We start from the raw sequence: 25,059 nt of genomic DNA, 5'->3' as shown, positions 1-25,059 counted from the left end.
CGCCGTACGAATGTGCGAGGTACGAAAAGTCAGGTGCCGAGAAGCCGCCCTTTGGCCGCGGCGAACTCCTCATCGGTGAGAACGCCCTCGGCGTGCAGCGCCGCGAGCCGCTCGATCTGCGAGGCCAGATCGACCGCGGGCGAGGTTCGCCCGGCAGCCGCCTTCGGCCCGTTGGGTGCGTTCGGCCCGTTGGGTGCGTTCGGCCCGTTGGGTGCGTTCGGCCCGTGGGGTGCGTTCGGCCCGCTGGGCGCGACCGGGGCGTTGGGCGCGGTTTGCGCGACGGCCGCGTTGGGGGCGGTTTGCGCGACGGGCTTGATTTGCCCGACGGGCGCGGTTTGAGCGGCGGCCGCGTTGGGCGCAGTTTCCGCGACGGGCTTGATCTGCGCGACGGGCTTGATCTGCGCGACGGGCGCGGTTTGCGCGACGGGCGCGGCCGAGGCGGCGGGCGCCGCGGATATCGGCTTCGGGCGGTAGATCGGCTGCGCCTCGTAGCGGGACTGCGTCTCGTCGCCGGGCTCCGGCTCATAGGCGGCTTGCGTCTCGTAGCGGTCCGGCGAGTCGTAGTCGGCCGGCGACTCATACGCGGTCGGCTCGTCGTAGTCCGGCTGCATCTCGTAGCCGGGCGGTTCGTCGCGATCCGGCGGCATCTCGAAGCCGGCCGGCCCGGCGTCGGCGGGGCCCGATTCGTAGCCGGGCGCTTGGTCGTAGCCCCGCTCCGAGTCATCGACGGAAGCATCGTCGGCGCCTCGCGCGAGTCTGCCCCGCAGCAGCGGCGCACCCCGGCGCATGACTCCCGAACGGCGGAACACGACGCCTCCTCTCAGCGCCCGGCCACGGCCTCGGCCGCGTGCTCGGCCGGAATGGGCGCCGAGGCGATCAGCACCCCGTCCTCGCCGGCGATCCGTTCGGCCAGGTCGGCCGACCACCGATGCTCGACCAGAAGAGCGAGCGCGTCCTCTCCCGAGGCCACCGCGGCGGCGATCTCCCGCATGTCCTCTTCGGAGATGAGCCCCTCGATCGGCGCGTCCCACCCGGCCGGAAGACCGTCGAGCCCCGGCAGATCGGCAAGCTCGACCGCGGAGACGGCGCCATCGGGATCCGTTCGCACCACAAGGGCATCAATCAGCCGTACGTCCGCGGAAGTCGCCAGCCGATCAAGCGCAACCGAGACGCCGGCCGGAAGTCGCGCGGGTGGAAAGGTCAACACGACAAGCTCCAGCGGTCCCCAGCTCATGCCGCAACCCTCCCGAACCCCACCCCGAACCCGCCTCACCCCACCCGGATGAAACCGGCGCCCGCCCTCCCGTCGGCCAAGCGGCGCCGCAGCAGGCCCCCAAAGCGGGTCATTCCGGCCGCGAGAGCTTGCGGCGCTGGTCGCGATGGCGCTGCTCGCGATGGCGCCGGCCGCGGGAGCTTGCGGCACTGGTCGCGATGGCGCTGCTCGCGATGGCGCCGGCCGCGGGAGCTTGCGGCACTGGTCGCGATGGCGCTGCTCGCGATGGCGCCAGCCGCGAGACCGTGCCGCACCGGTCTCGATGGCGCTGGTCGCGATGGCGCCGGTCGCGATGGCGCCGGCCGCGGGAGCTTGCGGCACCGGTCGCGATGGTGCCGGCCGCGGGAGCTTGCGGCGCTGATCTCGTTGGCGCCGGTCGCGCGCGTTCTCGGCGGCCGGCGCGATCAGCCGACCGACCAGGCCCGCAAGACGTCGACGAACTCGGCCGTGGCCGCCGCCTCCAATGCCAAGCAAGTGATGCCCACGCCGGCCAGCAAGGTCAGCTGCCAGCGGGCCGAATCCGGCTCGGGCGCCTGCAACGCCTGCACCCGGCGGACGATCGCGCCGCCGTGCACCCCCAGGGCCGCGGCGGGGGTGGTGTAACCGGCGGTGGCCAGGGCGGCCCGGGCCACCGCGCGGGCGACCAGGTCGCGGTCGCCTACGCCGGAGGCGGCCTCCTCGTCGGCCCAGCGTTCGACCAGATAGGTCACCGCCTCGCGGGCCGGGCGGAGCAACGGGTTCACCGCGGCGGCGGCGCTGGTCAGCAGGACGGCCATGTGGTGACGGTGGGCCAGGTGGGCGCGCTCGTGGGCCAGGACGGCGCGGCGCTCCGAGGCGTCCAGCACCTTGAGCATGCCGGTGGTCAGCAGAATCTCGCCGGGGCGGCCGGGGACGGCCACGGCCAGGGGCTCGTCCCAGTCGGCGACGACGACTCCGCCCGCGTTCGGGCCGGCGTTGCGCAACCGGCGGGCGGCCGTGCGGCGGAAATGGACCTCGCGGCCGAGACTGATCAGGACCAGGCCGAGGACGACGGACGCGGTGACGGCCACCCCGTCGGGGACCGGCTCGGGCAGGTGCATGCCGGGGCGCGAGCTCAGCGCGACCATCGCGGGCAGGTCGTCGAACAGGGTCAGGACCAGCAGCAGCAGCGACCAGATCGAGGCGGCGGCGGTGAGCACGGCGGCGGCGACCAGGCCGGGGACCGCGGCCGGCGGGCGGGCGTGGTCGGTGGCGTAGCGGGCCGCCCACGCGACCAGCGCCGGGAGCAGCAGCGGGAGGTAGACGGCGAACGTCATGACTCACGGTCCGCGAGCAGGGCGCGCAGGGTCTCGACGTCGTCCTCGGCGAGGCCGGCCGCGAACTGCTGCAGCACGGCCCGGCGGTCGGGGCGCCCCTCGAGCGTGGCGCGCATGCGGGTGGCGGCGTGGGTGGCGGCGTCCTGGGCGGGCCAGTACGCATGACCCCGCCCGCGATCGGCCGGGCCCCGGCGGACCAGCTCCTTCTCCAGCAGGCGGGTGAGGATGGTCTGCACGGTGTTGTACGCCAGGTTGTCGCCCAGCACCGACTGCACCCCGGCCGGGGTCAGCGGCTCGCCGGCCGCCCAGAGCGCGGCCATCACCTCGGACTCGAGCTCACCCCGGGCCCGCCGCCGACCGGCCTCGTCGTCCGTCATGCCTCACCTCGCTCCGATGACCCGTCGAGAAGAGCGCCCGTCGAGAAGAGCGCCCGTCGGGAAGAACACCCGTCGAGAAGAGCGCCCGTCGAGAAGGACACCCAGAGGCTATCGTCCGGGTCCGACAAGTTCCGGCACCCGATCCCGACATGCGGTCATCGCCACCGGAACCGGTGACCCGGGCGGCTACCATCGCCTGATGCCGCGCACGATCATCTCCCCGCCCCGCTCCTGAGCGGGACGGCCTCACACGCTCCGGCCACACGGCCCGGCGCGGGATGACGCGCGCGCGTCCGGCTGATCCCGCTTCCGCGAAGTTCTCACTCGTCGCGAAAGCTGGAGCTAACCAACCGTGCATACAAAGCTGAACAACGGCATTTCCCTGCTCGTCACCGCCGGCATTCTGTGGGGCGCCGGCGGCCTCACCGGCAGCCTCCTCGCCCGCCATACCGGTCTCGATCCGTCGGCCGTCGCGGCGTACCGTCTCGGGCTCGGTGGTTTGATTCTTGTTCTGTTCTGCCTGCTCGGACGCCGTCCGGTGCCGCGCGGGCGCCGCGCCTGGACCCGGATCGTCGTGCTCGGGCTGCTCGCCGCCGGGTTCCAGGCCAGCTATTTCGCGAGCGTCGGCCGCATCTCGGTCAGCCTCGCCACGCTGCTCACGATCGGGGTGGCGCCCGTGCTGGTGCTGTTCGCCGAGGGAGCGCTGGGCCGCCGCCGCGTCGACGGTCGCGCGCTGAGCACGGTGGCGGTCGCCGTCGGGGGGCTCGTGCTGCTCATCGGCGTACCGGAAAGTGGGCGCAACCTAACCACCATGCTGGTCGGTGGGGGTTATGCCGTGCTCGCCGCGGCGGGGTTCGGCACGATGACCATCGTCGGGAGCCGGCCGGTCGAGGGGCTCGATGATCTCGCGGGCACGGGGCTCGCCTTCACGCTGGGCGCGGTCGTGCTCGCGCCGCTCGCTTCCGCCGGCGGCGGGCTGGGATTCACCCCGAGTTGGCCGGGCTTGGGCCTTTTGCTCGCGCTGGGCGTCGGACCGACGGCGATCGCGTACGCGGCTTACTTCCGAGGCCTGCGTACGTCGGAGGCCGGCACAGCGGCCCTCATGGCGCTGCTGGAGCCGCTCGTCGGGACCGCGTTGTCGATCGTCATCCTCGGTGATCGCCTGGGCCCGGCGGGCGTCGCCGGTGCGGTGCTGTTGATCGTCGCGCTGTTCCTGGAGGCCCGCCGCAGCGCCGCGGGCGGCAGGGCGGGGGCGCTGCGGGAGGAGGCGGGGGCGGGAGTCGCCGCTGTGGATGTCGCGCGAGAAATGTCATAGGGCGGTCGTAGAGTCCGCCCCCACCCAGTGCCGGGGTGGGGGCGGCGTAACCGCGGATCGGGGACGCCTTCCGCGTGGGGCGACTTCCGCGTGGGGCGACTTCCGCGTGGGGCGACTTCCGCGTGGGGCGACTTCCGCGTGGATGCGACCTCCGCGTGGATGCGACCTCCGCGTGGGCGTGACCTCCCGCGCGGGCGGCGAAACGACGGTCGCGGACCGCGAAAGCGATCGCGGCAGAGTGGTGGGTCCCGCGCGTAGAGGTGAGCAGAGCGGGACCGGGTGGCGCGGAGGTGGGCGGCGCGGACCGGGGCGCGCCTATAGGTGAGCAGAGCGGGCCCGAGGAGGCGCGCGGGGGTGAGCAGAGCAGGCCCGGGGTGGTGCGCCGGGGTGAGCAGAGCGGGCCCGGGGTGGTGCGCGGGGGTAAGCAGAGCGGGCCCGGGGTGGTGCGCGGGGGTAAGCAGAGCGGGCCCGGGGCGGTCCGCGGGGGTGAGCAGAGCGGGCCGGGCGGCGCGCGGGGGTGCCCAGAACGAGACCGGGCGGCGCGCGTATAGGTGAGCAGAGCAAAGGGCTCAAACGCGAGCCACCTGGAACTGGTCGACGATCTCCTGCAGCTCGCGCGACATGACCTCCAAGTGCTCCGCCGTCTGCTGGGCCTCGACCACGCCCTCGGCGGTCACCTGCGCGGACGTCGCGACGCCCGAGACGCTCTCGGCTATCTCGTTCGAGCCGGTTGCGGCCTCGACGATGTTGCGGCTCATCTCGGCCGTCGTGGCGGTCTGTTCCTCCACGGCGGCGGCGATCGTGGTCGAGTGCTCGTTCACCTGGCCGATGATGCCGGTGATGCGGTCGATCGCGGTGATCGCGGCGGTGGTGTCGTTCTGGATGGCCTGCACCCGGGCGGCGATGTCCTCGGTGGCCTTGGCCGTCTCCTGGGCCAGGTCCTTGACCTCGGAGGCGACCACGGCGAAGCCCTTGCCGGCCTCCCCGGCGCGGGCCGCCTCGATGGTGGCGTTCAGGGCCAGCAGGTTGGTCTGCTCGGCGATCGACGTGATCAGCTTGATGACCTCGCCGATCTCGGCGCTCGAGCGGCCCAGCTGGCCGATCGTCTCGCCGGCCACGCGGGCGCTGTCGACGCCCGTCGCGGCCACGCCGGCGGCCATCGAGGCGCTGCCGGAGATCTCGCGGATGGCGGCGTTCATCTGCTCGGTGCCGGCCGCCACGGTCTGGACGCTGCGGGACACCTCCTCGGCGGCCGACGCCACCCGCTCGGACTGGCCGGACGCGTCGCCCGCGGCCTCGGCTATGCGGCCCGAGGCCATGGTCAGCTCGTGCGAGGCGCCGGCCAAGGTCTTGCTGTGGTCGCTGATCCGGCCGAACGTGGTCAGCAGGACCTCCACCGTGCCGTTGACCGCGCGGCCCATCGTGCCCAGCTCGTCGCGGCCCTCGGCCGGCGCCCGGACGGTGAGGTCCTTGTCGGCGACCCGGCGCAGCGTGGCCACGGTCCGGCCGAGCGGGAGCGTGATGCTGCGGGTCACCAGCACGGCCAGCAGCGCGGCCAGGCAGAGGCTCAGCGCGCCCGCGACGAGCATCAGCGTGCGGGACGTGGTGGCCGCCGACCGGGCGTCGGCCTGGGCCGATGCGGCGTCGGCGCTGGTGAGGTCGCTGAGCTTCTGGATGGCGTCGACGATCTTGCCCATCTCGGCGATGGCGGCGCCGGAGACCAGCTTGCCCGCCTGCGCGAGGCCGGCGGCGGTGCCGGTGCGGAACGCGGCGATGATCTGGTCGTCGAGCGCCATGAACGCGTCGAACGCGTCCGACGCGGCGGCGAGGGCGGCCCGCTCGTCGGACGACAGCCCCTTGGCCTCCAGCACGGCCAGGTCGTCGCGGAACGCGGCCGTCGACTCGAGGAAGCTCTTGCGCTGCCCGACGGTGTCGGAGGTGGCGTTGTCGACGCCGCGCTGGATGTCGAACGCGTACCCGTTCTGCCAGCCGTTGAAGTCAGCCGTGCGGAGCTTGGCGGTGAGGGCGTCCCGCCGCAGGTCGCCGGCGATCGCGAGGCGGGCCGTGGTCGTGTCCGACTCGTGCTGGCCCCAGAGGCCGACGCCGACGGCGATCACGAGGCAGAGGCAGACGCCGGTGAACGCTCCGGCCAGGCGCATCCCGATCTTGATGTTGCCGAACAGCCGCATCGGTTACCCCGCAGAAAGAAGGAACGTCAAACCCGGAACCGGGCGACGACCGTACGTAACTCGTCGGCGACCTGGGTGAGCTCGGCGACCGACTGATCGGCCTCGCCGAGCGCGCTGGTCTGTGCCTGCACCGCGTCGGCGACCGCGTTGATGTTCCCGGCGATGTTGGAGCTGCCGTGGGCGGCGTCGCCGATGCTGCGGCTCATCTCGTTCGTGGTGGCGGTCTGCTCCTCGACCGCGGACGCGATCGTCACCTGGTAGTCGTTGATCTCCGAGATGATCCGGGAGATCTCGCCGATCGCCTCGACCGCGCTGCTCGTGTCGGCCTGGATGGCCTCGACGCGCCGGGAGATGTCCTCGGTGGCCTTGGCCGTCTCCTGCGCCAGGTCCTTGACCTCGGTGGCGACGACCGCGAAGCCCTTCCCGGCCTCGCCGGCGCGGGCCGCCTCGATCGTCGCGTTCAGGGCCAGCAGGTTGGTCTGCTCGGCGATCTGGGTGATCACCTTGACCACGTTGCCGATCTCCTCGGACGAGGTGCCGAGCTTGGCCACGGTGTCGTTGGTGGACTGGGCGACGCCGACCGCGCTCGAGGCGACCTGGGCGGCGTTGTTGGCGTTCTCGGCGATCTCGCGGATCGAGGCGCCCATCTGGTCGGAGCCCGCGGCCACCGACTGCACGCTCGACGAGACGTCGCCGGCGCCGGCCGCGACCACGCCGGCCTGCTCGGCCGCCGAGCGGGCGCCCTCGGCCAGCCGGGCGGTGACGCTGGTCAGCCGCTGGGTGCCGTCGCCCAGGGTCTCGGCGCCGTGGGTCAGCGCCGACACGGTCGTCCGCAGCCCGTCGCGGGCCCGGTTGACGGCGGCCGCCATCGCGCCGAGCTCGTCGCGGGAGCGGACCTCGGCGGCGACGGTCAGGTCGCCCTCGGCCACCGCGTCGAGGGCGGAGGAGACAGTCGTGAGCTGCCGGCGGATCAGGCCGATCACCATTACGCAGATGGCGGCGGCCAGGACGATGCCGATGCCGAGGGCGACCAGCAGGACCACCCGGGCATGGTCGTACGCCGAGGTCCCCGCCGCCGCCATGGCATCGGACTCCTGGTCCTCGACGCTCTGCATGGTGCGGACCGCCTCGGCGATCGCGTTCTCGAGCCCGACGAACTCGGCGGAGATCTTGTCGGGGGCCGGCACGGTGTAGCCGCCGACCATCGGCTCGCGGAACAGGATCGTGTTGCGCAGCGCCCGGTAGTGGTTGATCCCCTCGGTGAACCTGGCCAGGGCGGCCTGCCGGTCGGGGGAGCTCGCCGTGATCGCGTTGTACCGGGACAGCGCTGCGTCCATCGTGTCGTCGGCGGTCTGGACGGCGTCCCGCGAGTTCTTCAACAGCGTGGCGTCGCCGTTGGCCGTGTAGTAGACGAGCATGTTGCGGAACATCGCCGCCATCTCGCCGCGGATGTTCGCGACCTCCTGGAGGCTGTCGACGTGCTGCGTCTTCATCTCGCGCAGGTCGGCGTTCAGCGCCGACATCCGGGTGATCGACAGGACGCTGACGACGATGGCCACGATCGCCACGCAGGCGGCCGCGGTGACCGTCTTGAGGGTGAGGCTGCGGTCGCCGAGGATCTTCTCGAGGACGGTGCGCTGCACCGTGATCGCCGTGTCCCCGTCCTGCACCCGCATGGCTCCCCCCGAAGCACGACCGCGCCGAATGCGACCAACTTTAGAATTCGTTTCGCCTTTGGGGGATGAATCATGAAAAAAGGGGGATGCCGGTCTGCTTCCGCCTACTATCCGCGCGGGATGAGGCCCCGGCGCTCCCGACGCGATTGGCTGCGGTCACCACGAAGGCCACGACAAGGCCACCACGAAGGTCACCACAAGGCCACCACGAAGGGGAAGCCGCATGTCCATGGACCAGGATTTCGGCGACGCGATGCGCGAGCTGTCGCAGGGCGGCGGGCCGGTGCTCGAGGCGCTGGCCAAGCAGTCCGAGGGCGCCCTGCAGAACGCCGGGCTCGACCCGCAGACCGCGCTGCTCGTCCGGATCGCCGCGCTCGTCGCGCTCGACGCCGCGCCCGCGTCGTACCTCATTCACCTCGGCATCGCCGACAGCGGCGGGATGAAGGCCGAGGCGATCGAGGCGACCCTCATCGAGCTCGCGCCGCTGGTCGGCAGCGCCCGGATCGTCTCGGCCGCCGGCAAGATCAATCAGGCTTTGCGGGAGCTTGCGAATCGGTGACCGGCGCGGGCGGGGGGCTGCCGCCGGACAGCAGGGGATTGATCCAGCGGGTCGCGGGGTCGATGTCCACCAGCAGCCCCTTCGCCAGCAGGCTCAGCGGGATGGCGAGCAGCGCGCCCAGTGGTCCCAGCACCCAGGCCCAGAAGATCAGTGACAGGAACGAGATCGTGGCCGACAGCCCGACGGCGTTCCCGACGATCTTCGGCTGGATGATCGACTGGATCACGAAGTTCACGGCGCAGTACAGGACGATGACCCAGATCATCTGCTCGACGCCGCCCTGGAGCAGGCCGAGAAGCGCCGGCGGGATCACGCCGATGACGAAGCCGATGTTGGGGATGTAGTTGGTGATGAAGGCGAGCAGCCCCCAGAGGAACGGCAGCGGGATGCCCATCGCCCACAGCACGAGCGTGTCGATCACCGCGACGATCAGCCCGAAGACCGTGGTCACCCACAGGTAGCGGCGGGTGCCCTGGGCGAACTCGCGCAGCGCGCCGATCACCTGCGGCCGCTGGGCGCCGCTGGCCGCGAGCCGGGCCGGGTAGCCGAGCGCGTCGACGCACATGAACAGCAGTACGGCCAGCAGGAACACGGTGTTGGACAGCGCCGCCGTGATGCCCCCGAAGACCCAGCCGATCACGTCGACGACCTGGGCCGGGTTGGTGGCCTTCTCCAGCGCCGCGAGCACCTGACTCTGGTCGACTCCCAGGCCGGCGAGCGTGCTGGTCAGGTCGGTCCGCAGGTCGTCGAACTGTTGCTGGTACTGCGGCAGCAGGTCGACCAGCCGGGCCAGCGACAGGACCATCGCCGCCCCGAGGGCGACCAGCAGCAGGTAGACCACCAGCACGTTGGCGATCATGGCGAGCCACAGCGGCATGCCCTTGCGGCGCATCCACAACGCGATCGGGCTGATCGTGACGGTCAGCATGAGAGCCAGGAACACCGGGCCCAGCAGGTCGGCGGTGACCCGCATGCCGCCGACCACGATCACGAGGCTGGCGGTCCCGAGCAGCACGATCACACCGCGTGGCAGGCCGGCGCCCGGGACCCCGTACGCCGGCCGGACCCGCGGCGGTCGCTCAGTACTGGACCTCACGGCCGTGCACGGCGAGCGCGTAGATCGCGAGCACGTCGAGCGCGATGACGATCGTCGACCAGATCGGGTATGCGGGCAGGAACGCGATGTTGGCCAGCGCGCTCAGCGACGCGATGATGATGCCGGTGACCCGGGCCCAGGTCTGCCCGACCAGGACGCCGATGCCGGTGCCCACGGCGATCAGGCCGAGGATCAGGTGAACCCAGCCCCAGACGGTGAAGTCCATGGTGAGCAGCAGCCCGCTGCGGGTGACGAGGTAGTAGTCGTCGCGGAAGATGGCGACGAGACCCTGGATCGCCTGGAATCCGCCGAGCATCATGAGCATGACGCCGGCGAAGACCACGTACCCGACCCAGCCGGTCGCCTGGGGACGGCGCGGTGTGTAGTGGGTGTCGGAGGCCACCGGCCTCGCTTGCGTTTCGGACATGCTTCACTCCTCGTTCGAGCGAGAGTTGTCACGGTCGGTCGATGCCACGCTCGTCCCTTCCGGCGGGGCGGGGGCCATCCCGGGCGAATGAGATTTGTCCCGCCACCCCTTCGGGCTCCACACGTTGACGACCTTCGCGACGGCCGTGACCAGGAACAGCTGGCCGAGCAGGGCCTCGAGCACGGCGAGCGTGCGGCCGGGGTTGCCGGCCGGCACGAGATCGCCGTAGCCGGTCGTGGTGAGCGTGACGAAGCTGTAGAACAGGTCGTCGGCCAGCGTCCCGTCGCCCTGCTGGCCGTAGAACGGCGCGGTCTGGAACGCGGCGATGCACCGGTAGGCGAAGGCAAAGGCCATGCCGAGCATCAGGTACGTGGCCAGCGCCCCCAGCATGAGCTCACGGTCCACGTGCCGCCGGCGGCCGAGGTCGCCGAGGATCGAGAGCGGCGCCACCAGGTACAGGACGCTGCCGGCGAAGAAGACCAGCCCGATCAGCGCCCGCCCGTGGGTGAAGAGGTTCCACCCGCCGGCGATCAGCGACAGCGTGAAGATCAGCGCGGCCAGCAGGCGCAGGCTGGTGTGCGCCCGGGAGATCCGCAGCGCGTACCAGACCGTCCCGATCTGGGCGAACAACAGCAGCGAGATCGTCCACCGCTGGCTGGCGACGGTCCCGATCACATAGGTGACGGCGATCAGCAGCATCAGCGGGCCGTAGCTGTCGGCCGACCAGATCGGGGTGCGCCGGCGCCGGACCCTCACGGATTGGCGCCGTCGCCGCCCGGCAGCCGCCGGATCTCGATCAGCCGCAGGCCCATGCCGTGCATCCGGGAGATCAGGCCGAACAGCGCGGACTGATCCGGAAGCTCTCCATACAGGACGGTCTCCGGCGGCTCCACCGAGATAGTCATGTCGGACAACTCCTCCAGCAGCTCGCTCGGGATCGTGCCGGAGACCCGTACCTGGTAGTTCGTCGCGGTCATGACCATCCTTTCCGCGTCGTCTCGACCAGGTCCGGTGCAATGCGCGCCGAGCCGGCCGCGGTTGGTTGGACCTTCAAGACTTGACCTGTCCCTGGCCTGCGTCGTCACCCCGGGCAGATGAGGCGGCCGGTCCGGGGAAAAGGTGTGCTCTGGAGAAAGTGAGGAGGCACGCCGTGATCGATCCCGAGACACGCGCCGCACAGGGCCGGGATGCCCGCAAACGGGTCCCGCCGGAGAGCCACGCCGGTTACCGGAGCGCGAAGCGCGACCCGGTGGCGATCCTTCAGAAGCAGGACGCCGACCGCCTGCCGGAGCTGGTGCCGATCCGGCACGGCCGGATGGGCCTGTCGCCGTTCACCTTCCTGCGCGGGGCCGCCGCCGTGATGGCCGCCGACCTCGCCGCCGGCCCGGACAGCGGGCTGACCGTCCAGCTCTGCGGCGACGCGCACCTGATGAACTTCGGCGTCTTCGGGTCGCCCGAGCGCCGGCTGGTCTTCGACATCAACGACTTCGACGAGACCTACCCCGGGCCGTGGGAGTGGGACGTCAAGCGCCTGGCCGCGAGTCTGGCCGTGGCCGGCCGGGAGAACGGCTTCGGCCGCAAGGCCCGCCGCGGCGTCACGCTGGCGATGGCGGCCACCTACCGGCGGGCGATGGCCGAGTTCGCGGGCATGCGCGACCTCGACGTCTGGTACGTCCGGGCGGACGTGGACGACGTGATGGCCATGCTCGGCGACCAGCTCGACAAGGCGCGCCGCAAGCAGATCGAAAAGACCAAGGCGAAGGCGATGACCCGCGACAGCCTCCAGGCGTACCGGAAGCTCACCACCAAGGTCGACGGGGAGCGGCGGATCGCCGCCGACCCGCCCCTGATCGTGCCGGTGCGCGACCTGCTGCCCGAGATGGAGTGGCAGGAGCTCGCCGCCGACCTGCGGAAGCTGCTCGGCGGCTACCGGGAAAGCCTTGCCGACGACCGGCGGCACCTGTTCGACCGGTACGAGTTCGTCGACCTGGCCCGCAAGGTGGTCGGCGTGGGCAGCGTCGGCACCCGCTGCTGGATCGTGCTGCTGGCCGGCCGCGACGCCAACGACCCGCTGCTGCTGCAGGTCAAGGAGGCCGGGCCGGCCGTCGTCGCCGCCCACGTGCCGGGCGAGCCGCAATACGACCATGAGGGCCGCCGGGTGGTCGCCGGGCAGCGGCTCATGCAGACCGCCAGCGACATCTTCCTGGGCTGGCACCGGGCGCCCGGCTTCGACGGCCGCACCCGCGACTTCTACGTGCGCCAGCTGCGCGACTGGAAGGGTGCGGTGCTGGTCGAGGCGATGGACCCGGTCGGCCTGCGCGCCTACGCCACGATCTGCGGCTGGACGCTGGCCCGCGCCCACGCCCGCACCGGCGACCGGATCGCGATCGCCGCCTACCTGGGTGAGGACGAGGCGTTCGACAACGCGATCGCCGACTTCGCCGAGCTGTACGCCGACCAGACCGAGCGCGACCACGCCGCGCTGACCGCCGCGGTGAAGGAGGGCCGGGTCGAGGCGCGGACCGGCATCTGAGACGGCTAGCCCGAGACGGCGTCGAGGTAGACCACCTCGACGCCGGCGTTGTCGAGCCGGTCGAGCAGCCGCTCGAGCTCCTCGGTCGACAGCTTCCCGCGGATCGTGCTCTGCCGGGGGAGGATCTCGCAGGCCAGGTCCTTGAACCGGCTGCGAAGCAGCGGCCCCAGCAGGCCGTGGATCCGGATCTCGTACCGTTCCTTCATGCTCATAACGGTGCCGGATCCGGTGGCGGGGCCACCTCATCACGGGAGAGTGATCGCGCGATCAGGGTCACCCCGACCTCGTAGACGGCCAGCACGATCAGCACGATGAGCAGCGACGTCCAGGACGACAGCACCAGCGCCAGGATGCCGGCCACCACCAGCCCGCCGATGCGCAGCAGGTCGAGGTGGGCCGCGATCCAGGCCGGCGAGTTGGCGCCCAGCCACCGGCCGCCGCGCGCGGTGCCACGGCCGGCCGCCACCGCGCCGACCCGCACCTTGTCGCGCACCCAGACGGCGCCGCGGCCGGGACCGACGAGGTAGAAGACCACGGCCAGGATCGCGCCGATCCAGATGATCTGCGTGCCACGCGTGCGCAGCAGGCTGAACACGCTGGTAACCGCCGCGGCGACGCCGTCGCGGTAGACCCCGTCGGGCACCTCGTTCAGCAACTGGTCGCGGATCCCGCGCAGCACGGCACTGACCGCCACCGCGGCCACCACCAGCCACAACCCGAGCTGGACCAGGGTCCGCCGCCGCCAGGGCGAGACGACCAGGGCGATCAGCAGCAGCACGACCGTGCCGGTCACGAACAGCGCGAGGTAGCGCTTCGCCGCCGCCACCGACTCCTGTACGGCCTTGAGCTGCCCGTTGTCGTAGACGGTGAACTGCGCGAAGTTGGCCGGCAGCGAAACGCCGATCGCGTCCTCCACCCGTACCCGCAAATTGTCGGGAATCGCGCCGCTGGACAGGTCCGGCAGCGTGATCTGCCGGCCGAACAGCGTCGGCAGCTGCGCGCTCAGGTCGCGCAGGACCTGGTTGATCAGTGGCAGCAGGTCGATCTGCACGCTCTCGTCGCCGGCGGTGATCACCTGGCTCCGGCCGTCGACGATGGTCATCACGCGGTCGTGCACGCGCCGGTTGAGCTCCACCCAGATCTTCTGGAACTGGTCGCTCTGCATGACGTTGACGACCGTGTTGCGGATCTGGGTGCGCAGCTGCGCGGTGATCGGGCCGGCCACGAAGGCGGCCTGCTGCGGCAGCACGTTCTCGATCCGCTGCTGCACGTCGAGCGCGCCGAACAGCTGCGCGGTCGAATATTCGGCCACCGCCGCCGCGATCTGCGGGTCCTTCGGCAGCGGCGCCACCGTCGACACCCACCGGTCGGTGCTCAGCACCGTGGTCGCGGCCCACACCCCGACCACGCTGGCGACCAGCGCGAACGCGGTGATCATGATGAAGACGGCGGCGGCCACCCGGCGCAGCGCCAGCAGGGCGAACTGCCGCCGCCGGCGATCGTCGAGCCGGGTCTGGAGGACGGAGACCTCCGCCCGCAGCCGCGCCAGCTCTTCGGGATCCATTTCGTCGTGCGGGCGTACGTCCGCGTCCGAGGTCATCGCCTGCTCCCCTCACCGTGGCGCACGGGTGCAGACCGACGCTCGCCGACCGCGGCGGACGGCGCACCATCCGGTGCGAATGAACGGTCCGCGGTGATCCGGGCGGTCTCGCGGCGGATCTTGCCGGTTCATTCCCCTGGTATGAGGAAGCGGCCGCCCGGGTGTGACTGACTGAGCGTCACGTACGAACACGAAGGGACGTAACCATGTCAACTCTGGTCGCCATCGGATACCCCGACGAGACCACGGCGACGTCGGCGGGGCTGGAGGCCGAACGTCTCGCGAAGGACCTGATCATCCAGCCCGACGCCATCGCGGTCATCCGGCGGGACACCGAGGGCAAGTACCACGTGACGACCAACCACCACGCGGTCGGTGGCGGCGCCACCTGGGGCATGTTCTGGGGCCTGCTGTTCGGTCTGCTGTTCTTCATCCCGGTGATCGGCATGGCGGTCGGCGCCGGCCTGGGCGCGCTGATGGGCAAGTTCACCAAGGGCGCGATCAACAAGGAGTTCCAGGAGCAGGTACGCGATCTGGTCCAGCCCGGCACGTCGGCGCTGTTCCTCATCGTCGAGGCCGTCACCCCGGACAAGGCCGTCGACGCCCTCAAGCAGTACGGCGGCACGGTGCTCAAGTCCTCGCTGTCCAAGGAGGCCGAGGCCCAGCTGCAGGACGCGCTGCACGGGACCGGCGAGCCGCAGCAGACGGGCCGCTGAGACCCGCGCGGACGAGACCCCCGGCGCGCCCAGCGCCGGGGGCTTTCTCATCCCCGTCGAATGACGTGACGTTGGAGTGCCGCGCGAAACATGAGGGCCATGACGAGCGCGGAACAGCAGCGTCTGAGCGACGCCGACACGTCGGCTGCCCCCTGGCGGCGGTGGGGTCCCTACCTCAGCGAGCGGCAGTGGGGCTCGGTGCGGGAGGACTACAGCCCGGGCGGCGACGCCTGGAACTATCTCAGCCACGACCAGGCGCGATCCCGGGCGTACCGGTGGGGCGAGGACGGCATCGCCGGCTTCAGCGACGAGCACCAGCAGCTCTGCCTGGCCCTGGCCATGTGGAACGGCCGCGACCCGATCCTCAAGGAACGCTTCTTCGGGGTCACCAACTCCGAGGGCAACCACGGCGAGGACGTCAAGGAGTACTACTTCTACGTCGACGGGACGCCCACCCACTCGTACATGCGGATGCTCTACAAATATCCGCAGGCCGAGTACCCGTACAACGACCTCGTGCAGACCAACCGCGGCCGGGGGCGGGACCAGTTCGAGTACGAGCTGCTGGACACCGGGGTCCTCGACGAGGAGCGCTACTTCGACGTCCAGGTCGAGTACGCGAAGGCCGGCACCGACGACATCCTGTGCCGGGTCACCGTGACCAACCGCGGCCCCGACCCGGCCACCCTGCACCTGCTGCCGACGCTGTGGTTCCGCAACACGTGGAACGGCACGCCGGACGGGCGGCCCGGCCTGTTCCAGATGCCCGGCGTCGACGGCGCCGCGCTGGTCGAGGCGCGCCATCCCGGGCTGGGCCGGCGCTGGCTGCTGGTGCACGGCGACCACCCGGTGCTGTTCACCGACAACGAGACCAACGAGGAGCGCTTCGGCGGCGGGCCCAACGTCTCGCCGTACGTGAAGGACGGCATCGGCCGGTTCGTGGTGGACGGCGAGAAGGAGGCGGTCAACCCCGCGCTGACCGGCACCAAGGCGGCCGCCGACATCACCCTCGAGCTGGCCGCGGGCGAATCGGGCGTGGTGCGGCTGCGGCTGACCGACGAGCCGGTGCCGCCCGAGGCGGTCCGCGACCGGCTGGGCCCGATCTTCGAGGAGACCGTCGAGCAGCGCCGCCGGGAGGCTGACGAGTTCTATCAGGAGCGGCTGCCGTCGGGCCTGAGCGACCCGGAACGGCAGGTGGCGCGGCAGGCGCTGGCCGGCATGCTGTGGAGCAAGCAGTACTTCGGGTACGACGTGGAGAAGTGGCTGACCGGGCACGGTCTCGACCCGCTCGACGCCGGCGACATCCGCAACGGGCGCTGGTACCACCTGGTGGCCGACGACATCATCTCGATGCCGGACGCCTGGGAGTACCCGTGGTTCGCCGCCTGGGACCTCGCCTTCCACACGGTCGCGTTCAGCCTCATCGACCTCGGGTTCGCCAAGAGCCAGCTCGACCTGCTGCTGAGCCGCCGCTATCTGCATCCCAACGGACAGATTCCGGCGTACGAGTGGAACTTCTCCGACGTCAACCCGCCGGTGCACGCCTGGGCCACCTATCTCGTCTACGAGCTGGACAAGTCCCGCCGCGGCGGGTCCGGCGACCGGGACTGGCTGGCCACCGCCTTCCACCGGCTGGCCAAGAACTTCACCTGGTGGGTCAACCGCAAGGACGCCGACGGCAACAACGTGTTCCAGGGCGGCTTCCTCGGCCTCGACAACATCGGAGTGTTCGACCGGTCGGCGCCGATGCCCACCGGCGGTCACCTGGACCAGGCCGACGGCACCGCGTGGATGGCGCTCTACTGCCAGAACATGCTCCAGATCGCGCTCGAGCTGGCCCAGGACGACGACACCTACGTCGAGCAGGCGCAGACCTACGTCGAGCACTTCGCCTGGATCGCGGCCGCGGTCAACCACCCGGGCCGGGCGTCGATGTGGGACGAGGACGACGGGTTCTTCTACGACCTGCTGCGGTTGCCGGACGGGGGAGCGGTGCGGCTCAAGGTGCGCTCGATGGTCGGGCTGCTGCCGCTCGCCGCGGCGACCGTTTTCGATCCGGCGGTGAGCTCGCGCTACCCGCAGATCATCGACGACGCGAACGCGTTCCTCGACGCGCACCCGAGCGTGCGGCACGCGTTGCCCGAGGGCCGGTTCACCGGGCGGCCGGGCAGCCACCTGCTCGCCCTGTTCGACGAGGAGCGGCTGCGGCGGATCCTGGCGCGCCTGCTCGACGAGGAGGAGTTCCTCAGCCCGTACGGGATCAGAAGCGTCTCGAAGTTCCACGGCGCCAACCCGTTCGAGTTCGACGTCGGTGGCCAGCAGTACCGGGTGGACTACGCGCCGGCCGAGTCGAACAGCGGGATGTTCGGCGGCAACTCCAACTGGCGCGGGCCGATCTGGTTCCCGGTCAACGCCCTGATGATCCGGGCCCTGCTCAACCTGTACGCCGGCTACGGCGACGACTTCACCGTCGAGTGCCCGACCGGTTCCGGGGTGCGGATGAACCTGTTCGAGGTGGCCCGGGAGATCTCCGGCCGGCTGACCGGGATCTTCCTGCCGGGACCGGACGGCCGGCGGCCGTGCTACGGCGGGACCGATGTCTTCGCCACCCCGAACTGGCGGGATCTGATCACCTTCAACGAGTACTTCCACGGCGACAACGGCGCCGGGTTGGGCGCCAGCCACCAGACCGGCTGGACCGGGCTGGTCGCGGTCTTCCCGGCGCTGTTCGCCCGCCTCTCCGGGCCGGCGCTGCTGGCCGACGGCATGACCGGCGTCTTCCGGTCGATCGAGGAGGAGGAACGGCGATGACCGGCTGGCCGACCGCGCCCGTGATCTACGAGATCGACACCTGGCCCTGGCTCACCGGGGTCGCCGCGAAGCGGGGCCACCCGGTGACGCTCGCCGACGTGCCGGCCGAGGTCTGGGACGAGACGATCCCGCCCGGCGCCGACGCGGTGTGGCTCATGGGGGTCTGGGAGCGCAGCTCGGCCGGCCTGGTCGTGGCCCGCGCCAACGAGGACCTGCAACGCTCGTTCCACCAGGCGCTGCCCGACCTCAGGCCCGCCGACCTGGTCGGGTCGCCCTACTGCGTGCGGCGCTACCGGGTGGACGAGCACCTCGGCGGCCCGGCCGCGCTGGCCACCGCCCGGGCCGAGCTCGCCCGCCGCGGTGTGCGGCTGGTGCTCGACTACGTGCCCAACCACGTGGCGCCCGACCACCCGGCGATCGTCGAGGAGCCGTCCTGGTTCGTGGCCGGCGACGACGCCGACGAGGCCAAGGATCCGGACGGCTGGTTCCGGGCGGCCGGGCGCATCCTCGCCCACGGCCGCGACCCGTACTTCCCGGCCTGGCCCGACGTCGCCCAGCTCAACGCGTTCGACCCGGGGCTGCGCGCGGCGACCGCGCGGGCGCTCGGCGACATCGCCGCCCAGTGCGACGGCGTCCGCTGCGACATGGCGATGCTGCTGACCAACGACGTGTTCGCCCGCACCTGGGGCGCGCACGTCGGACCGGCGCCGGAGCAGGAGTTCTGGCCGCAGGTGATCGGCGCGCTGCGGCAGAGCCATCCGGGCGTGGTGCTGATCGCCGAGGCGTACTGGGACATGGAGTGGACGCTGCAGCAGCAGGGCTTCGACTTCTGCTACGACAAGCGGCTCTACGACCGGCTCGCGCACGAGAGCGCCGCCTCGGTCCGCGGGCACCTCTCGGCCGGCCGCGACTACCAGGACAAGCTCATCCGGTTCATCGAGAACCACGACGAGCCGCGGGCGGCCGAGGCGCTGCCCGGCGGCCGCGACCGGGCCGCCGCCGTGGCGATCGCGACCCTGCCGGGCGCCACTCTCTGGCACGACGGCGAGTTCGAGGGCCGGCACGTGCACCTGCCGGTCTTCCTCGGCCGCTTCCCGGACGAGCCGGCCGACGAGAACCTGGCGGCCTTCTACCGGCGGCTGCTGGCCGTGGTCGGCGGGATGCGGCGCGGCGACTGGCGGGTGCTCGACGTCGGCGGCTGGGCCGACAACCCGACCCACGACGACGTGCTCGCCTGGGCCTGGTACGACCGGACCCCGCACCACGTGGTCGCGGTGAACCTCTCCGATCATCCGGCCCAGGGCCGGATCGCGCTGCCCTGGCCCGACCTGGCCGGGCACAGCCGGCTGGTCGACCTGCTCGACGGCCGGGTCTTCGAGCGCGACCGGCTCTCCGAGGAGGGTCTCTACGTCGACCTGCCGCCCTGGGGACAGCACCTGCTGGCGGTCACGACGTCATGACCGCGACGAGGTCGACGGCCTCCGCGGCCCGTGCCATGGTGCTGCCGCTCGCGCTCGCGCAGTTCATCGCGAGCTATGCGGCCAGCAACATGAACGTCGCGATCACCACCATCGCCGACGACATCGGCACCACGGTGGCCGGCATCCAGACCACCATCACGTTCTTCACGCTGACCATGGCCGCCCTGATGATCCCGGGCAGCAAGCTGTCCGACATCTGGGGACGCAAGCGCTGCTTCAACCTCGGCATGGTCATCTACGGCGCCGGGGCGCTGATCGCCTCGTTCGCCCAGGGCCTGCCCCTGATGCTGATCGGCTACTCGCTGCTGGAGGGCATCGGCTCGGCCCTGATGATCCCGCCCATCTACATCCTGATCACGGTCGCCTTCGACGACATGGCCACCCGCGGCAAGTACTTCGGCATCGTCAGCGGGGCGGCCGGGCTCGGCTCGGCCTCCGGCCCGCTGATCGGCGGCCTGGTCACCAGCTGGCTCGGCTGGCGGGCCTCGTTCCTGCTCCAGTTCGCCGTGGTCGTGCTGATCCTCGCGCTCGGCCGCAAGATCCACGAACCGGCCCGGACCGCGCGGCCGCCACGCTTCGACTACGGCGGAGCGGTGCTGTCGGCCGGCGGCCTGTTCCTGGTCGTCGGCGGCATCCTGTTCTCCTCCTCGTACGGGATGATCTCCTGGCAGGTCTTCCTGCCGGTGCTCGCCGGCCTGGCCGTGCTGCTGTACTTCCTGCGCTACCTGGCCACCCGCGAGCGCGCCGGACGCGAGCCGCTGATCTCGCCCCGGCTGTTCCGCAACAAGACCTCGAACCTCGGCCTGTCCACCCAGCTCATCCAGTGGCTGATCATGCAGGGCTCGTTCTTCGTGATCTCGGTCTACATCCAGCAGGTCCGGCACTACGACGCGATCCACACCGGACTGCTGCTCACCCCGGCGACCGTCGGCGTGCTGCTGGCCTCGGCCGTCGCCGGCCGGATGGCGAGCCGCCGCCCGCAGGCCCTGCTGGTGCGGGGCGGCTTCGTGCTCACCACGATCGGCATGATCCTGGTGCCGGCGCTGGTCCGCGAGGACTCGGCGGTCTGGACGTTCATCCCGGGCCTGTTCCTGATGGGCTTCGGCGTCGGCGTGATGCTGACCGCGTCGGTCAACGTCGTGCAGTCCGCGTTCGGCGACGAGGACCAGGCGGACATCTCCGGGCTGTCCCGCAGCCTCTCCAACCTCGGCTCGTCGCTGGGCGTGGCGATCGCCGGCTCGATCCTGGTGGCCGCCCAGGGGCAGCGCCTGGGAACCCCGTTCGCGGTCGCCCTCGTCCTGCTCGCCGGCATCTCCCTGCTCGGCCTGCTGGCCGCGGCGTTCCTCCCGAAACGACCCCCGCCCCTCTCATCCGTCACGGGTGAGGCGGCGGCCTGACCGGCGCGCGCATGCTGAGTTCCATGGCACTGGGTCCGCTGGAGCTCATCGTCCTGTCCTTTCCCGCGGCACGACTCAACGACGGCGTCCTGGCCACTCTCGAACGACTGGACGGCGCATCCGGCATGCGGGTGGTGGACGTCCTGGTCGTCCGGACCGACGCGGTGGGCGGCGCCTGCCCGGTCGAGCTCAGTGAGCTGACCGGACTCGGCGGCGATCCTTCGCTCCGCCGCCTGGCCACCGGCTTGATCACCGAGACCGACATCGACGAGGTCGGCGAGCTCGTCGATGAGCAGACAGACGCTCTCGCCGTACTGGTCGAGCACCTGTGGGTGAACGACCTCGCCAGCGAGGTGGCGTCGACCGACGGCACCGTCCTCGCCCTCATGCACATCCCGAACGCCCTCGCAGCCGTGGGCGGAACGTGAAAGGGAGCCCACATGGACGATCTTGAAGACCTCCAGGAGATGGGACCGGTCGACTACCTCTGCATCGAGTTCCCGCCGGGCAGTCATCCCGGCGAGGGGCTGCCGCACATCGTGAGCCTCGTCGACCGCGGCATCATCCGGGTCCTCGACCTGCGGTTCCTGCGCAAGACGGAGGACGGCAAGGTCAGCGAGATGATCGGCGAGCAGATCGACGACGGGCTGGCCCTGTTCCAGGGCGCGGCCTCCGGCATGCTCGGCGGCGACGACCTCGAGGACGCGGCCCAGGTGCTGGCGCCCGGGAGCGCCGCGGCGCTGATCGTGTACGAGAACGTCTGGGCCGCGCCGTTCGCGATCAGCGTGCGGCGGGCCGGCGGCCAGGTCATCGCCGGCGGCCGGATCCCGGTGCAGTCCCTGCTGGCGGCGCTGGACGCGTCCGAGCCCAACTACGCGAGGAGCTGAGATGGGACTTCTCCGAGGAGTGGCCCGCACCGCGGTGATCGCGGGCACGGCCACCGCCGTCTCCAACCGGGTCTCCCGGCGACAGGCCGGGCGCTGGGCCGCCCAGTCCGAGCAGGAGCAGGCCGAGCAGTACGAGCAGCAGCAGGCGGCTCAGCCCGAGCCCTCTCCGGCCGACGACATGCAGTCGAAGCTGGACGCGCTCAAGCAGCTGGGCGAGCTCAAGACCCAGGGCGTGCTGAGCGAGCAGGAGTTCCAGCAGCAGAAGGCCAAGATTCTCGGTACTTGATCCGGGGGTGAAATGGCGCCGGCCGCCGATGGTGGGAGACCATCGGCGGCCGTCGTCCGTGCCGTCACCCGCCGTGCCATCACCCGCCGTGTCGGCCCCGCGCCGCACGCCGGCGGGATGAACCGGACCCGGCCGGATGGGCCAACCTGGGCCGATGCGTGAGATCACCCCATGCTCGATGTTGCGTTTCGGCTGCATTCTGTGTTGGGCTTTGCGCGGGGACGCATGACAAGTACGACGGCATCACTCTCCGTCACCCGCGAGTCTCGGTCATTCCTATGAGGACCGCGACGAATCGGCGGCGTGGGTGGCAGTGCGTGAAAGTGATCGTCGTCGCCCGGAGTTTCGGCTCCGGCGCCCACGGCCGTGTCCGCGAAACAGCGGCCACCGGGCGCCGGCCGTTCGTGGCACGCCCGTGCGGGCGTTGCCGTCCGGGCAGCTACCTCGCGGGCAGATGCGGGTGCCCGTAGCGAGGAGGTAATGCCGCCGGCGGTACAACCGCGGGGGTGGTTACTGAGTGAGACACACCGAGAAGACCAAACCACCGGGCGACGCGGCCATCCGCGGCAGGCTCGGCCGCCCGGCGATACGTCAGCCTCTGGTCCAGCGTGGCCGGTTGGCCGAGATGCTGGACGCCGGGGTGCGCCGGGCGGTGACCCTGGTCTGCGCCGGGCCGGGCTGGGGCAAGAGCACCCTGGTCGCCGGCTGGGCCGAGGCGCGGGCCGGTTCCGGCCCGATCGCCTGGCTCACCCTCGGCCCGCAGCACAACGACCCCCGCGCGTTCTGGTCCGATTTCGTGATGGCGCTGCGGATGGCCGGCGCCCTGCCCTGCGGCAACCCGCTGGAACATGCCGAGCTCGGCGACCGGACCACCGTGCGGCAGGTGATCGGCGGCCTCGACGCGCTGGCCTCGCCCGTGGTGGTCGTGCTCGACGACTTCCACGAGGTCGACGACCGGCGGGTGGTCGGCGGGCTGGCCGAGGTGCTGCACAACCCGCCGCCGGCGCTGCGGCTGGTGCTGGTCGGGCGCAGCGAGCCGAGCCTGCCGCTGCACCGCTTCCGGGCCGCCGGCGACCTCACCGAGATCCGGGCCCGCCACCTCGCCTTCCGCGCGCCCGAGGCGGCCGAGCTGCCGGTCGTGCTCCGCCAGCGGCTGCCCGTCGACGAGCTGACCGGACTGGTCGGCCGCACCGAGGGCTGGGTCGTCGGCCTCCAGCTGCTCGGCGAGACGCTGGCCGAGCACGGGGCCGTGGAGAACGGCGAGGTCCGGGCCGTCACCGACTACCTGCTGCGCGAGGTCGTGTCCGGATTGCCGGCCAAGATGCGCCAGTTCCTGGTGCGCACCAGCGTCACCGAGGGGGTGAACGGCGCCCTCGCCGACGCGCTCACCGGCGAGTCGCACAGCCGTCGCCTGCTCGAACGGCTGGAGACCGCGAACGCCTTCGTCACCCGCGACGAGAACCGGCCCGGCTGGTTCCGCTACCACCCGCTGCTGCGCGACGCCCTGCGGCACGAGCTCGACCTCGACCGTCCCGGCGCCGAGCCCGAGCTCAACCTGCTCGCCGCCCAGTGGTACGCCCGCGAGCAGCTCACCATCGACGCGCTGCGGCACGCGATCGCGGCCCGGGACTGGCACTACGCGGGCCGGCTCGCCGTCGAGCGGGCCATGGTCCGGGTGCTGTCGCAGGCCCGCCTCCCGTTCGTCGAGCTGCTCCTGCAGATCCCGGCCGACCAGTACGCGGTCTCCCCGGAGCTGGCCCTCTGCGGCGTCGCGGTGCGCTACGCCGCCGGCGACCGGTCCGGGGTCGCGAGCATGCTGCGGCTGGCCCGCACGCTCGCCGCCGACCGGTCCGCCATCTCGCCGGCCACCGACATGACGCTGCGGCTCATGGAGGCCGGCATCTTGCACTGGCGCCGCGGCGCGATGGCGGAGCTGGTCGCGATGTCGTCCGACACGCTCAAGCGGCTCACCGCGTTCCGCCTCGACCAGCTGCCCTCGCTGCTGCAGTACCGGGCCGTGGCGCTCAACGAGAAGGGCGCCGGCCTGCTCTGGCTGGACCGGGCCGACCACGCCGACCGCTACCTGTGGGCGGCGTCGACGGCGGCCCGCAGCGTCGGCGCGGCGGTCCCCGAGATCAGCGCGCTCACCCACCTCGCGCTGCTGGTCTACCTGCAGGGCTCGCTGCACGAGGCCGACGAGTTCGCGAACGCCGCCCTCGACCTGGCCCGCCGGGAAGGCTTCGAGACCTCGTCGCAGGGCGCGATGTCCTACCTGGTCCGCGCGCTGATCGAGATCGAGCGGGACCGGATCGCCGAGGCCCACGAGTGCCTGCGCCAGGGACTGCACGCGGGCGGCGACGAGCCGGCCGCCGTGCAGTCGGTGCTGGCCGTTCTCGTACGCGCCCAGATCCTGCTCGCCTCGGGCGAGCCGACCGCCTGCCGCTCGCTGCTGCGGCAGTCCCGCGACGAGATGCCGCCCGGCCTGGTGTCGCCGGTGCTCGACCGCTGGCTGCGGCTCACGCTGTCGGAGGCCGACCTGGCCACCGGCTTCTACCGCGACGTGGTGGCCCGCTACGAGCCGCCCGCCACCCGCGGCATCCTCTCCCCGTCCGAGCAGGTCGTGCTGGCCCGCGCCTACCTGGCGATGGGTGAGCACGCGGCGGCCGAGCGGCTGCTGGCCCGGGTCCGCGGCGGCGCCGACCACATCGCCGCCGTCACCGCCTGGCTCGCCACCGCGTTCGCGGCCGACGCCGAGGGGCACGGCAACCGCTCGATCGACGCGTTGTCGCAGGCGGTGGCCGCCGCCGACCGCGAGGACATCCGCCGGCCGTTCCGCAAGTTCGACCAGCGGCGGCTGGCCGTGCTGCTCGACCGCCGGCGCTGGGTCGAGGAGCGGACCGTGCCCCGGGCCGAGACGAACATCGTCGAGGGAGCCGCCGACGCGCTCAGCGAGCGGGAGCGCGACGTGCTGCGCTACCTGCCCACGGTGCTCACCGCCGGGGAGATCGCGGCCAACCTCAACATCTCGATCAACACGGTGAAGGCGCACATGCGGTCGATCTACCGCAAGCTCGGTGCGGCCCGCCGGCGGGAGGCGGTGGTCCGGGCGCGCCAGCTCGGCCTGCTGTGATCGGTCCGCGG

23 protein-coding genes are annotated in these 25,059 nt (G+C 71.7%); 11 read left to right on the top strand and 12 right to left on the bottom strand.

Features of this window, described 5'->3' with window-relative positions; genetic code table 11:
• Positions 1 to 29 precede the first annotated feature (29 nt).
• The 4 genes from ACZ6TB_RS36125 to ACZ6TB_RS36110 all read right to left on the bottom strand — a co-directional run bounded on the left by ACZ6TB_RS36125 (position 30) and on the right by ACZ6TB_RS36110 (position 2,945).
• The gene (locus ACZ6TB_RS36125) at positions 30 to 809 is read right to left on the bottom strand and encodes an SHOCT domain-containing protein (protein ID WP_465562273.1); all 780 of its coding nucleotides are present in this window, start codon (positions 807 to 809) and stop codon (positions 30 to 32) included.
• An 11-nt stretch (positions 810 to 820) separates the two neighbouring features.
• Entirely contained in the window at positions 821 to 1,234 is a 414-nt protein-coding gene (locus tag ACZ6TB_RS36120) for a DUF6325 family protein (RefSeq protein WP_465562271.1), read from the bottom strand.
• A gap of 443 nt (positions 1,235 to 1,677) precedes the next feature.
• Positions 1,678 to 2,568: a M56 family metallopeptidase gene (locus ACZ6TB_RS36115; RefSeq protein WP_465562269.1), complete on the bottom strand. Its 891-nt coding sequence runs from the start codon at positions 2,566 to 2,568 to the stop codon at positions 1,678 to 1,680.
• Positions 2,565 to 2,945, bottom strand: coding sequence for a BlaI/MecI/CopY family transcriptional regulator (locus ACZ6TB_RS36110; RefSeq protein ID WP_465562267.1), 381 nt, complete (start codon positions 2,943 to 2,945; stop codon positions 2,565 to 2,567). The genes ACZ6TB_RS36115 and ACZ6TB_RS36110 overlap by 4 nt, the downstream gene beginning before the upstream one ends.
• Positions 2,946 to 3,297: 352 nt before the next feature.
• Between ACZ6TB_RS36110 and ACZ6TB_RS36105 the strand changes: the two genes are divergently transcribed.
• Positions 3,298 to 4,260 (top strand): DMT family transporter, encoded by a 963-nt coding sequence (locus ACZ6TB_RS36105; protein ID WP_465562265.1) that lies wholly within the window; start codon positions 3,298 to 3,300, stop codon positions 4,258 to 4,260.
• Between the two features lie 569 nt (positions 4,261 to 4,829).
• Here the strand turns inward: ACZ6TB_RS36105 and ACZ6TB_RS36100 are convergent.
• Both ACZ6TB_RS36100 and ACZ6TB_RS36095 read right to left on the bottom strand, forming a co-directional pair.
• Entirely contained in the window at positions 4,830 to 6,449 is a 1,620-nt protein-coding gene (locus ACZ6TB_RS36100) for a methyl-accepting chemotaxis protein (RefSeq protein ID WP_465562263.1), read from the bottom strand.
• A 26-nt stretch (positions 6,450 to 6,475) separates the two neighbouring features.
• Positions 6,476 to 8,125, bottom strand: a complete 1,650-nt coding sequence (locus ACZ6TB_RS36095; protein WP_465562261.1) for a methyl-accepting chemotaxis protein — start codon at positions 8,123 to 8,125, stop codon at positions 6,476 to 6,478.
• 223 nt (positions 8,126 to 8,348) lie between these two features.
• Here ACZ6TB_RS36095 and ACZ6TB_RS36090 point away from each other — a divergent pair, with 223 nt between their 5' ends.
• The gene (locus tag ACZ6TB_RS36090) at positions 8,349 to 8,684 is read left to right on the top strand and encodes a carboxymuconolactone decarboxylase family protein (protein WP_465562259.1); all 336 of its coding nucleotides are present in this window, start codon (positions 8,349 to 8,351) and stop codon (positions 8,682 to 8,684) included.
• Here the strand turns inward: ACZ6TB_RS36090 and ACZ6TB_RS36085 are convergent.
• The 4 genes from ACZ6TB_RS36085 to ACZ6TB_RS36070 form a co-directional block, all read right to left on the bottom strand.
• A complete protein-coding gene (locus ACZ6TB_RS36085; RefSeq protein ID WP_465562257.1) occupies positions 8,650 to 9,699 on the bottom strand; it encodes an AI-2E family transporter in 1,050 nt (349 codons plus the stop codon). The two genes, ACZ6TB_RS36090 and ACZ6TB_RS36085, sit on opposite strands and share 35 nt — an antisense overlap.
• Positions 9,700 to 9,763: 64 nt before the next feature.
• Positions 9,764 to 10,207, bottom strand: a complete 444-nt coding sequence (locus tag ACZ6TB_RS36080) for a DUF7144 family membrane protein (RefSeq protein WP_465562255.1) — start codon at positions 10,205 to 10,207, stop codon at positions 9,764 to 9,766.
• A gap of 3 nt (positions 10,208 to 10,210) precedes the next feature.
• Positions 10,211 to 10,963 (bottom strand): potassium channel family protein, encoded by a 753-nt coding sequence (locus ACZ6TB_RS36075; RefSeq protein WP_465562253.1) that lies wholly within the window; start codon positions 10,961 to 10,963, stop codon positions 10,211 to 10,213.
• Positions 10,960 to 11,184 (bottom strand): hypothetical protein, encoded by a 225-nt coding sequence (locus ACZ6TB_RS36070; RefSeq protein WP_465562251.1) that lies wholly within the window; start codon positions 11,182 to 11,184, stop codon positions 10,960 to 10,962. The genes ACZ6TB_RS36075 and ACZ6TB_RS36070 overlap by 4 nt, the downstream gene beginning before the upstream one ends.
• Positions 11,185 to 11,357: 173 nt before the next feature.
• Here ACZ6TB_RS36070 and ACZ6TB_RS36065 point away from each other — a divergent pair, with 173 nt between their 5' ends.
• Positions 11,358 to 12,740, top strand: a complete 1,383-nt coding sequence (locus ACZ6TB_RS36065; RefSeq protein ID WP_465562249.1) for a DUF2252 domain-containing protein — start codon at positions 11,358 to 11,360, stop codon at positions 12,738 to 12,740.
• 5 nt (positions 12,741 to 12,745) lie between these two features.
• Here the strand turns inward: ACZ6TB_RS36065 and ACZ6TB_RS36060 are convergent, their stop codons facing one another.
• Together ACZ6TB_RS36060 and ACZ6TB_RS36055 are read right to left on the bottom strand one after the other, a co-directional pair.
• Positions 12,746 to 12,946 (bottom strand): hypothetical protein, encoded by a 201-nt coding sequence (locus ACZ6TB_RS36060; RefSeq protein WP_465562247.1) that lies wholly within the window; start codon positions 12,944 to 12,946, stop codon positions 12,746 to 12,748.
• A 2-nt stretch (positions 12,947 to 12,948) separates the two neighbouring features.
• Positions 12,949 to 14,340, bottom strand: coding sequence for a hypothetical protein (locus ACZ6TB_RS36055; protein WP_465562245.1), 1,392 nt, complete (start codon positions 14,338 to 14,340; stop codon positions 12,949 to 12,951).
• Positions 14,341 to 14,546: 206 nt separating this feature from the next.
• On the opposite strand from ACZ6TB_RS36055, the gene ACZ6TB_RS36050 reads away from it, so the two are divergent.
• The 8 genes from ACZ6TB_RS36050 to ACZ6TB_RS36015 all read left to right on the top strand — a co-directional run bounded on the left by ACZ6TB_RS36050 (position 14,547) and on the right by ACZ6TB_RS36015 (position 25,048).
• Positions 14,547 to 15,056 carry a DUF1269 domain-containing protein gene (locus ACZ6TB_RS36050; protein WP_465562243.1) on the top strand — a complete coding sequence of 170 codons (510 nt, stop codon included), beginning with the start codon at positions 14,547 to 14,549 and terminating at the stop codon, positions 15,054 to 15,056.
• 99 nt (positions 15,057 to 15,155) lie between these two features.
• Positions 15,156 to 17,867 carry an MGH1-like glycoside hydrolase domain-containing protein gene (locus ACZ6TB_RS36045; RefSeq protein ID WP_465562242.1) on the top strand — a complete coding sequence of 904 codons (2,712 nt, stop codon included), beginning with the start codon at positions 15,156 to 15,158 and terminating at the stop codon, positions 17,865 to 17,867.
• Complete coding sequence (locus tag ACZ6TB_RS36040; protein ID WP_465562240.1) at positions 17,864 to 19,327, top strand: alpha-amylase; 1,464 nt, start codon at positions 17,864 to 17,866, stop codon at positions 19,325 to 19,327. The genes ACZ6TB_RS36045 and ACZ6TB_RS36040 overlap by 4 nt, the downstream gene beginning before the upstream one ends.
• Positions 19,324 to 20,745: an MFS transporter gene (locus ACZ6TB_RS36035; RefSeq protein WP_465562238.1), complete on the top strand. Its 1,422-nt coding sequence runs from the start codon at positions 19,324 to 19,326 to the stop codon at positions 20,743 to 20,745. The genes ACZ6TB_RS36040 and ACZ6TB_RS36035 overlap by 4 nt, the downstream gene beginning before the upstream one ends.
• Before the next feature lie 23 nt (positions 20,746 to 20,768).
• The gene (locus ACZ6TB_RS36030; RefSeq protein WP_465562237.1) at positions 20,769 to 21,173 is read left to right on the top strand and encodes a DUF6325 family protein; all 405 of its coding nucleotides are present in this window, start codon (positions 20,769 to 20,771) and stop codon (positions 21,171 to 21,173) included.
• 12 nt (positions 21,174 to 21,185) lie between these two features.
• On the top strand, positions 21,186 to 21,632 hold the full coding sequence (locus ACZ6TB_RS36025; protein WP_465562235.1) for a DUF6325 family protein: 447 nt from the start codon (positions 21,186 to 21,188) through the stop codon (positions 21,630 to 21,632).
• A gap of 1 nt (position 21,633) precedes the next feature.
• Positions 21,634 to 21,918, top strand: coding sequence for an SHOCT domain-containing protein (locus tag ACZ6TB_RS36020; protein ID WP_465562234.1), 285 nt, complete (start codon positions 21,634 to 21,636; stop codon positions 21,916 to 21,918).
• 517 nt (positions 21,919 to 22,435) lie between these two features.
• Positions 22,436 to 25,048, top strand: a complete 2,613-nt coding sequence (locus ACZ6TB_RS36015; protein ID WP_465562233.1) for a winged helix-turn-helix domain-containing protein — start codon at positions 22,436 to 22,438, stop codon at positions 25,046 to 25,048.
• The last annotated feature ends 11 nt before the right edge of the window (positions 25,049 to 25,059 follow it).

The sequence above is a fragment of the Actinoplanes sp. NPDC051537 genome (assembly GCF_055586105.1).
Note: the sequence above shows the minus strand (reverse complement) of the source record. Positions and strands in the feature narration are given on the sequence as shown.

Coding starts and splice junctions, on each gene's coding strand:
- ACZ6TB_RS36025 (WP_465562235.1), top strand. CDS start 21,186: ATGGACGATCTTGAAGACCTCCAGGAGATGGGACCGGTCGACTACCTC.
- ACZ6TB_RS36080 (WP_465562255.1), bottom strand. CDS start 10,207: ATGTCCGAAACGCAAGCGAGGCCGGTGGCCTCCGACACCCACTACACA.
- ACZ6TB_RS36070 (WP_465562251.1), bottom strand. CDS start 11,184: ATGACCGCGACGAACTACCAGGTACGGGTCTCCGGCACGATCCCGAGC.
- ACZ6TB_RS36035 (WP_465562238.1), top strand. CDS start 19,324: ATGACCGCGACGAGGTCGACGGCCTCCGCGGCCCGTGCCATGGTGCTG.
- ACZ6TB_RS36095 (WP_465562261.1), bottom strand. CDS start 8,125: ATGCGGGTGCAGGACGGGGACACGGCGATCACGGTGCAGCGCACCGTC.
- ACZ6TB_RS36060 (WP_465562247.1), bottom strand. CDS start 12,946: ATGAAGGAACGGTACGAGATCCGGATCCACGGCCTGCTGGGGCCGCTG.
- ACZ6TB_RS36030 (WP_465562237.1), top strand. CDS start 20,769: ATGGCACTGGGTCCGCTGGAGCTCATCGTCCTGTCCTTTCCCGCGGCA.
- ACZ6TB_RS36045 (WP_465562242.1), top strand. CDS start 15,156: ATGACGAGCGCGGAACAGCAGCGTCTGAGCGACGCCGACACGTCGGCT.
- ACZ6TB_RS36020 (WP_465562234.1), top strand. CDS start 21,634: ATGGGACTTCTCCGAGGAGTGGCCCGCACCGCGGTGATCGCGGGCACG.
- ACZ6TB_RS36090 (WP_465562259.1), top strand. CDS start 8,349: ATGTCCATGGACCAGGATTTCGGCGACGCGATGCGCGAGCTGTCGCAG.
- ACZ6TB_RS36115 (WP_465562269.1), bottom strand. CDS start 2,568: ATGACGTTCGCCGTCTACCTCCCGCTGCTGCTCCCGGCGCTGGTCGCG.
- ACZ6TB_RS36120 (WP_465562271.1), bottom strand. CDS start 1,234: ATGAGCTGGGGACCGCTGGAGCTTGTCGTGTTGACCTTTCCACCCGCG.
- ACZ6TB_RS36100 (WP_465562263.1), bottom strand. CDS start 6,449: ATGCGGCTGTTCGGCAACATCAAGATCGGGATGCGCCTGGCCGGAGCG.
- ACZ6TB_RS36050 (WP_465562243.1), top strand. CDS start 14,547: ATGTCAACTCTGGTCGCCATCGGATACCCCGACGAGACCACGGCGACG.
- ACZ6TB_RS36110 (WP_465562267.1), bottom strand. CDS start 2,945: ATGACGGACGACGAGGCCGGTCGGCGGCGGGCCCGGGGTGAGCTCGAG.
- ACZ6TB_RS36040 (WP_465562240.1), top strand. CDS start 17,864: ATGACCGGCTGGCCGACCGCGCCCGTGATCTACGAGATCGACACCTGG.
- ACZ6TB_RS36055 (WP_465562245.1), bottom strand. CDS start 14,340: ATGACCTCGGACGCGGACGTACGCCCGCACGACGAAATGGATCCCGAA.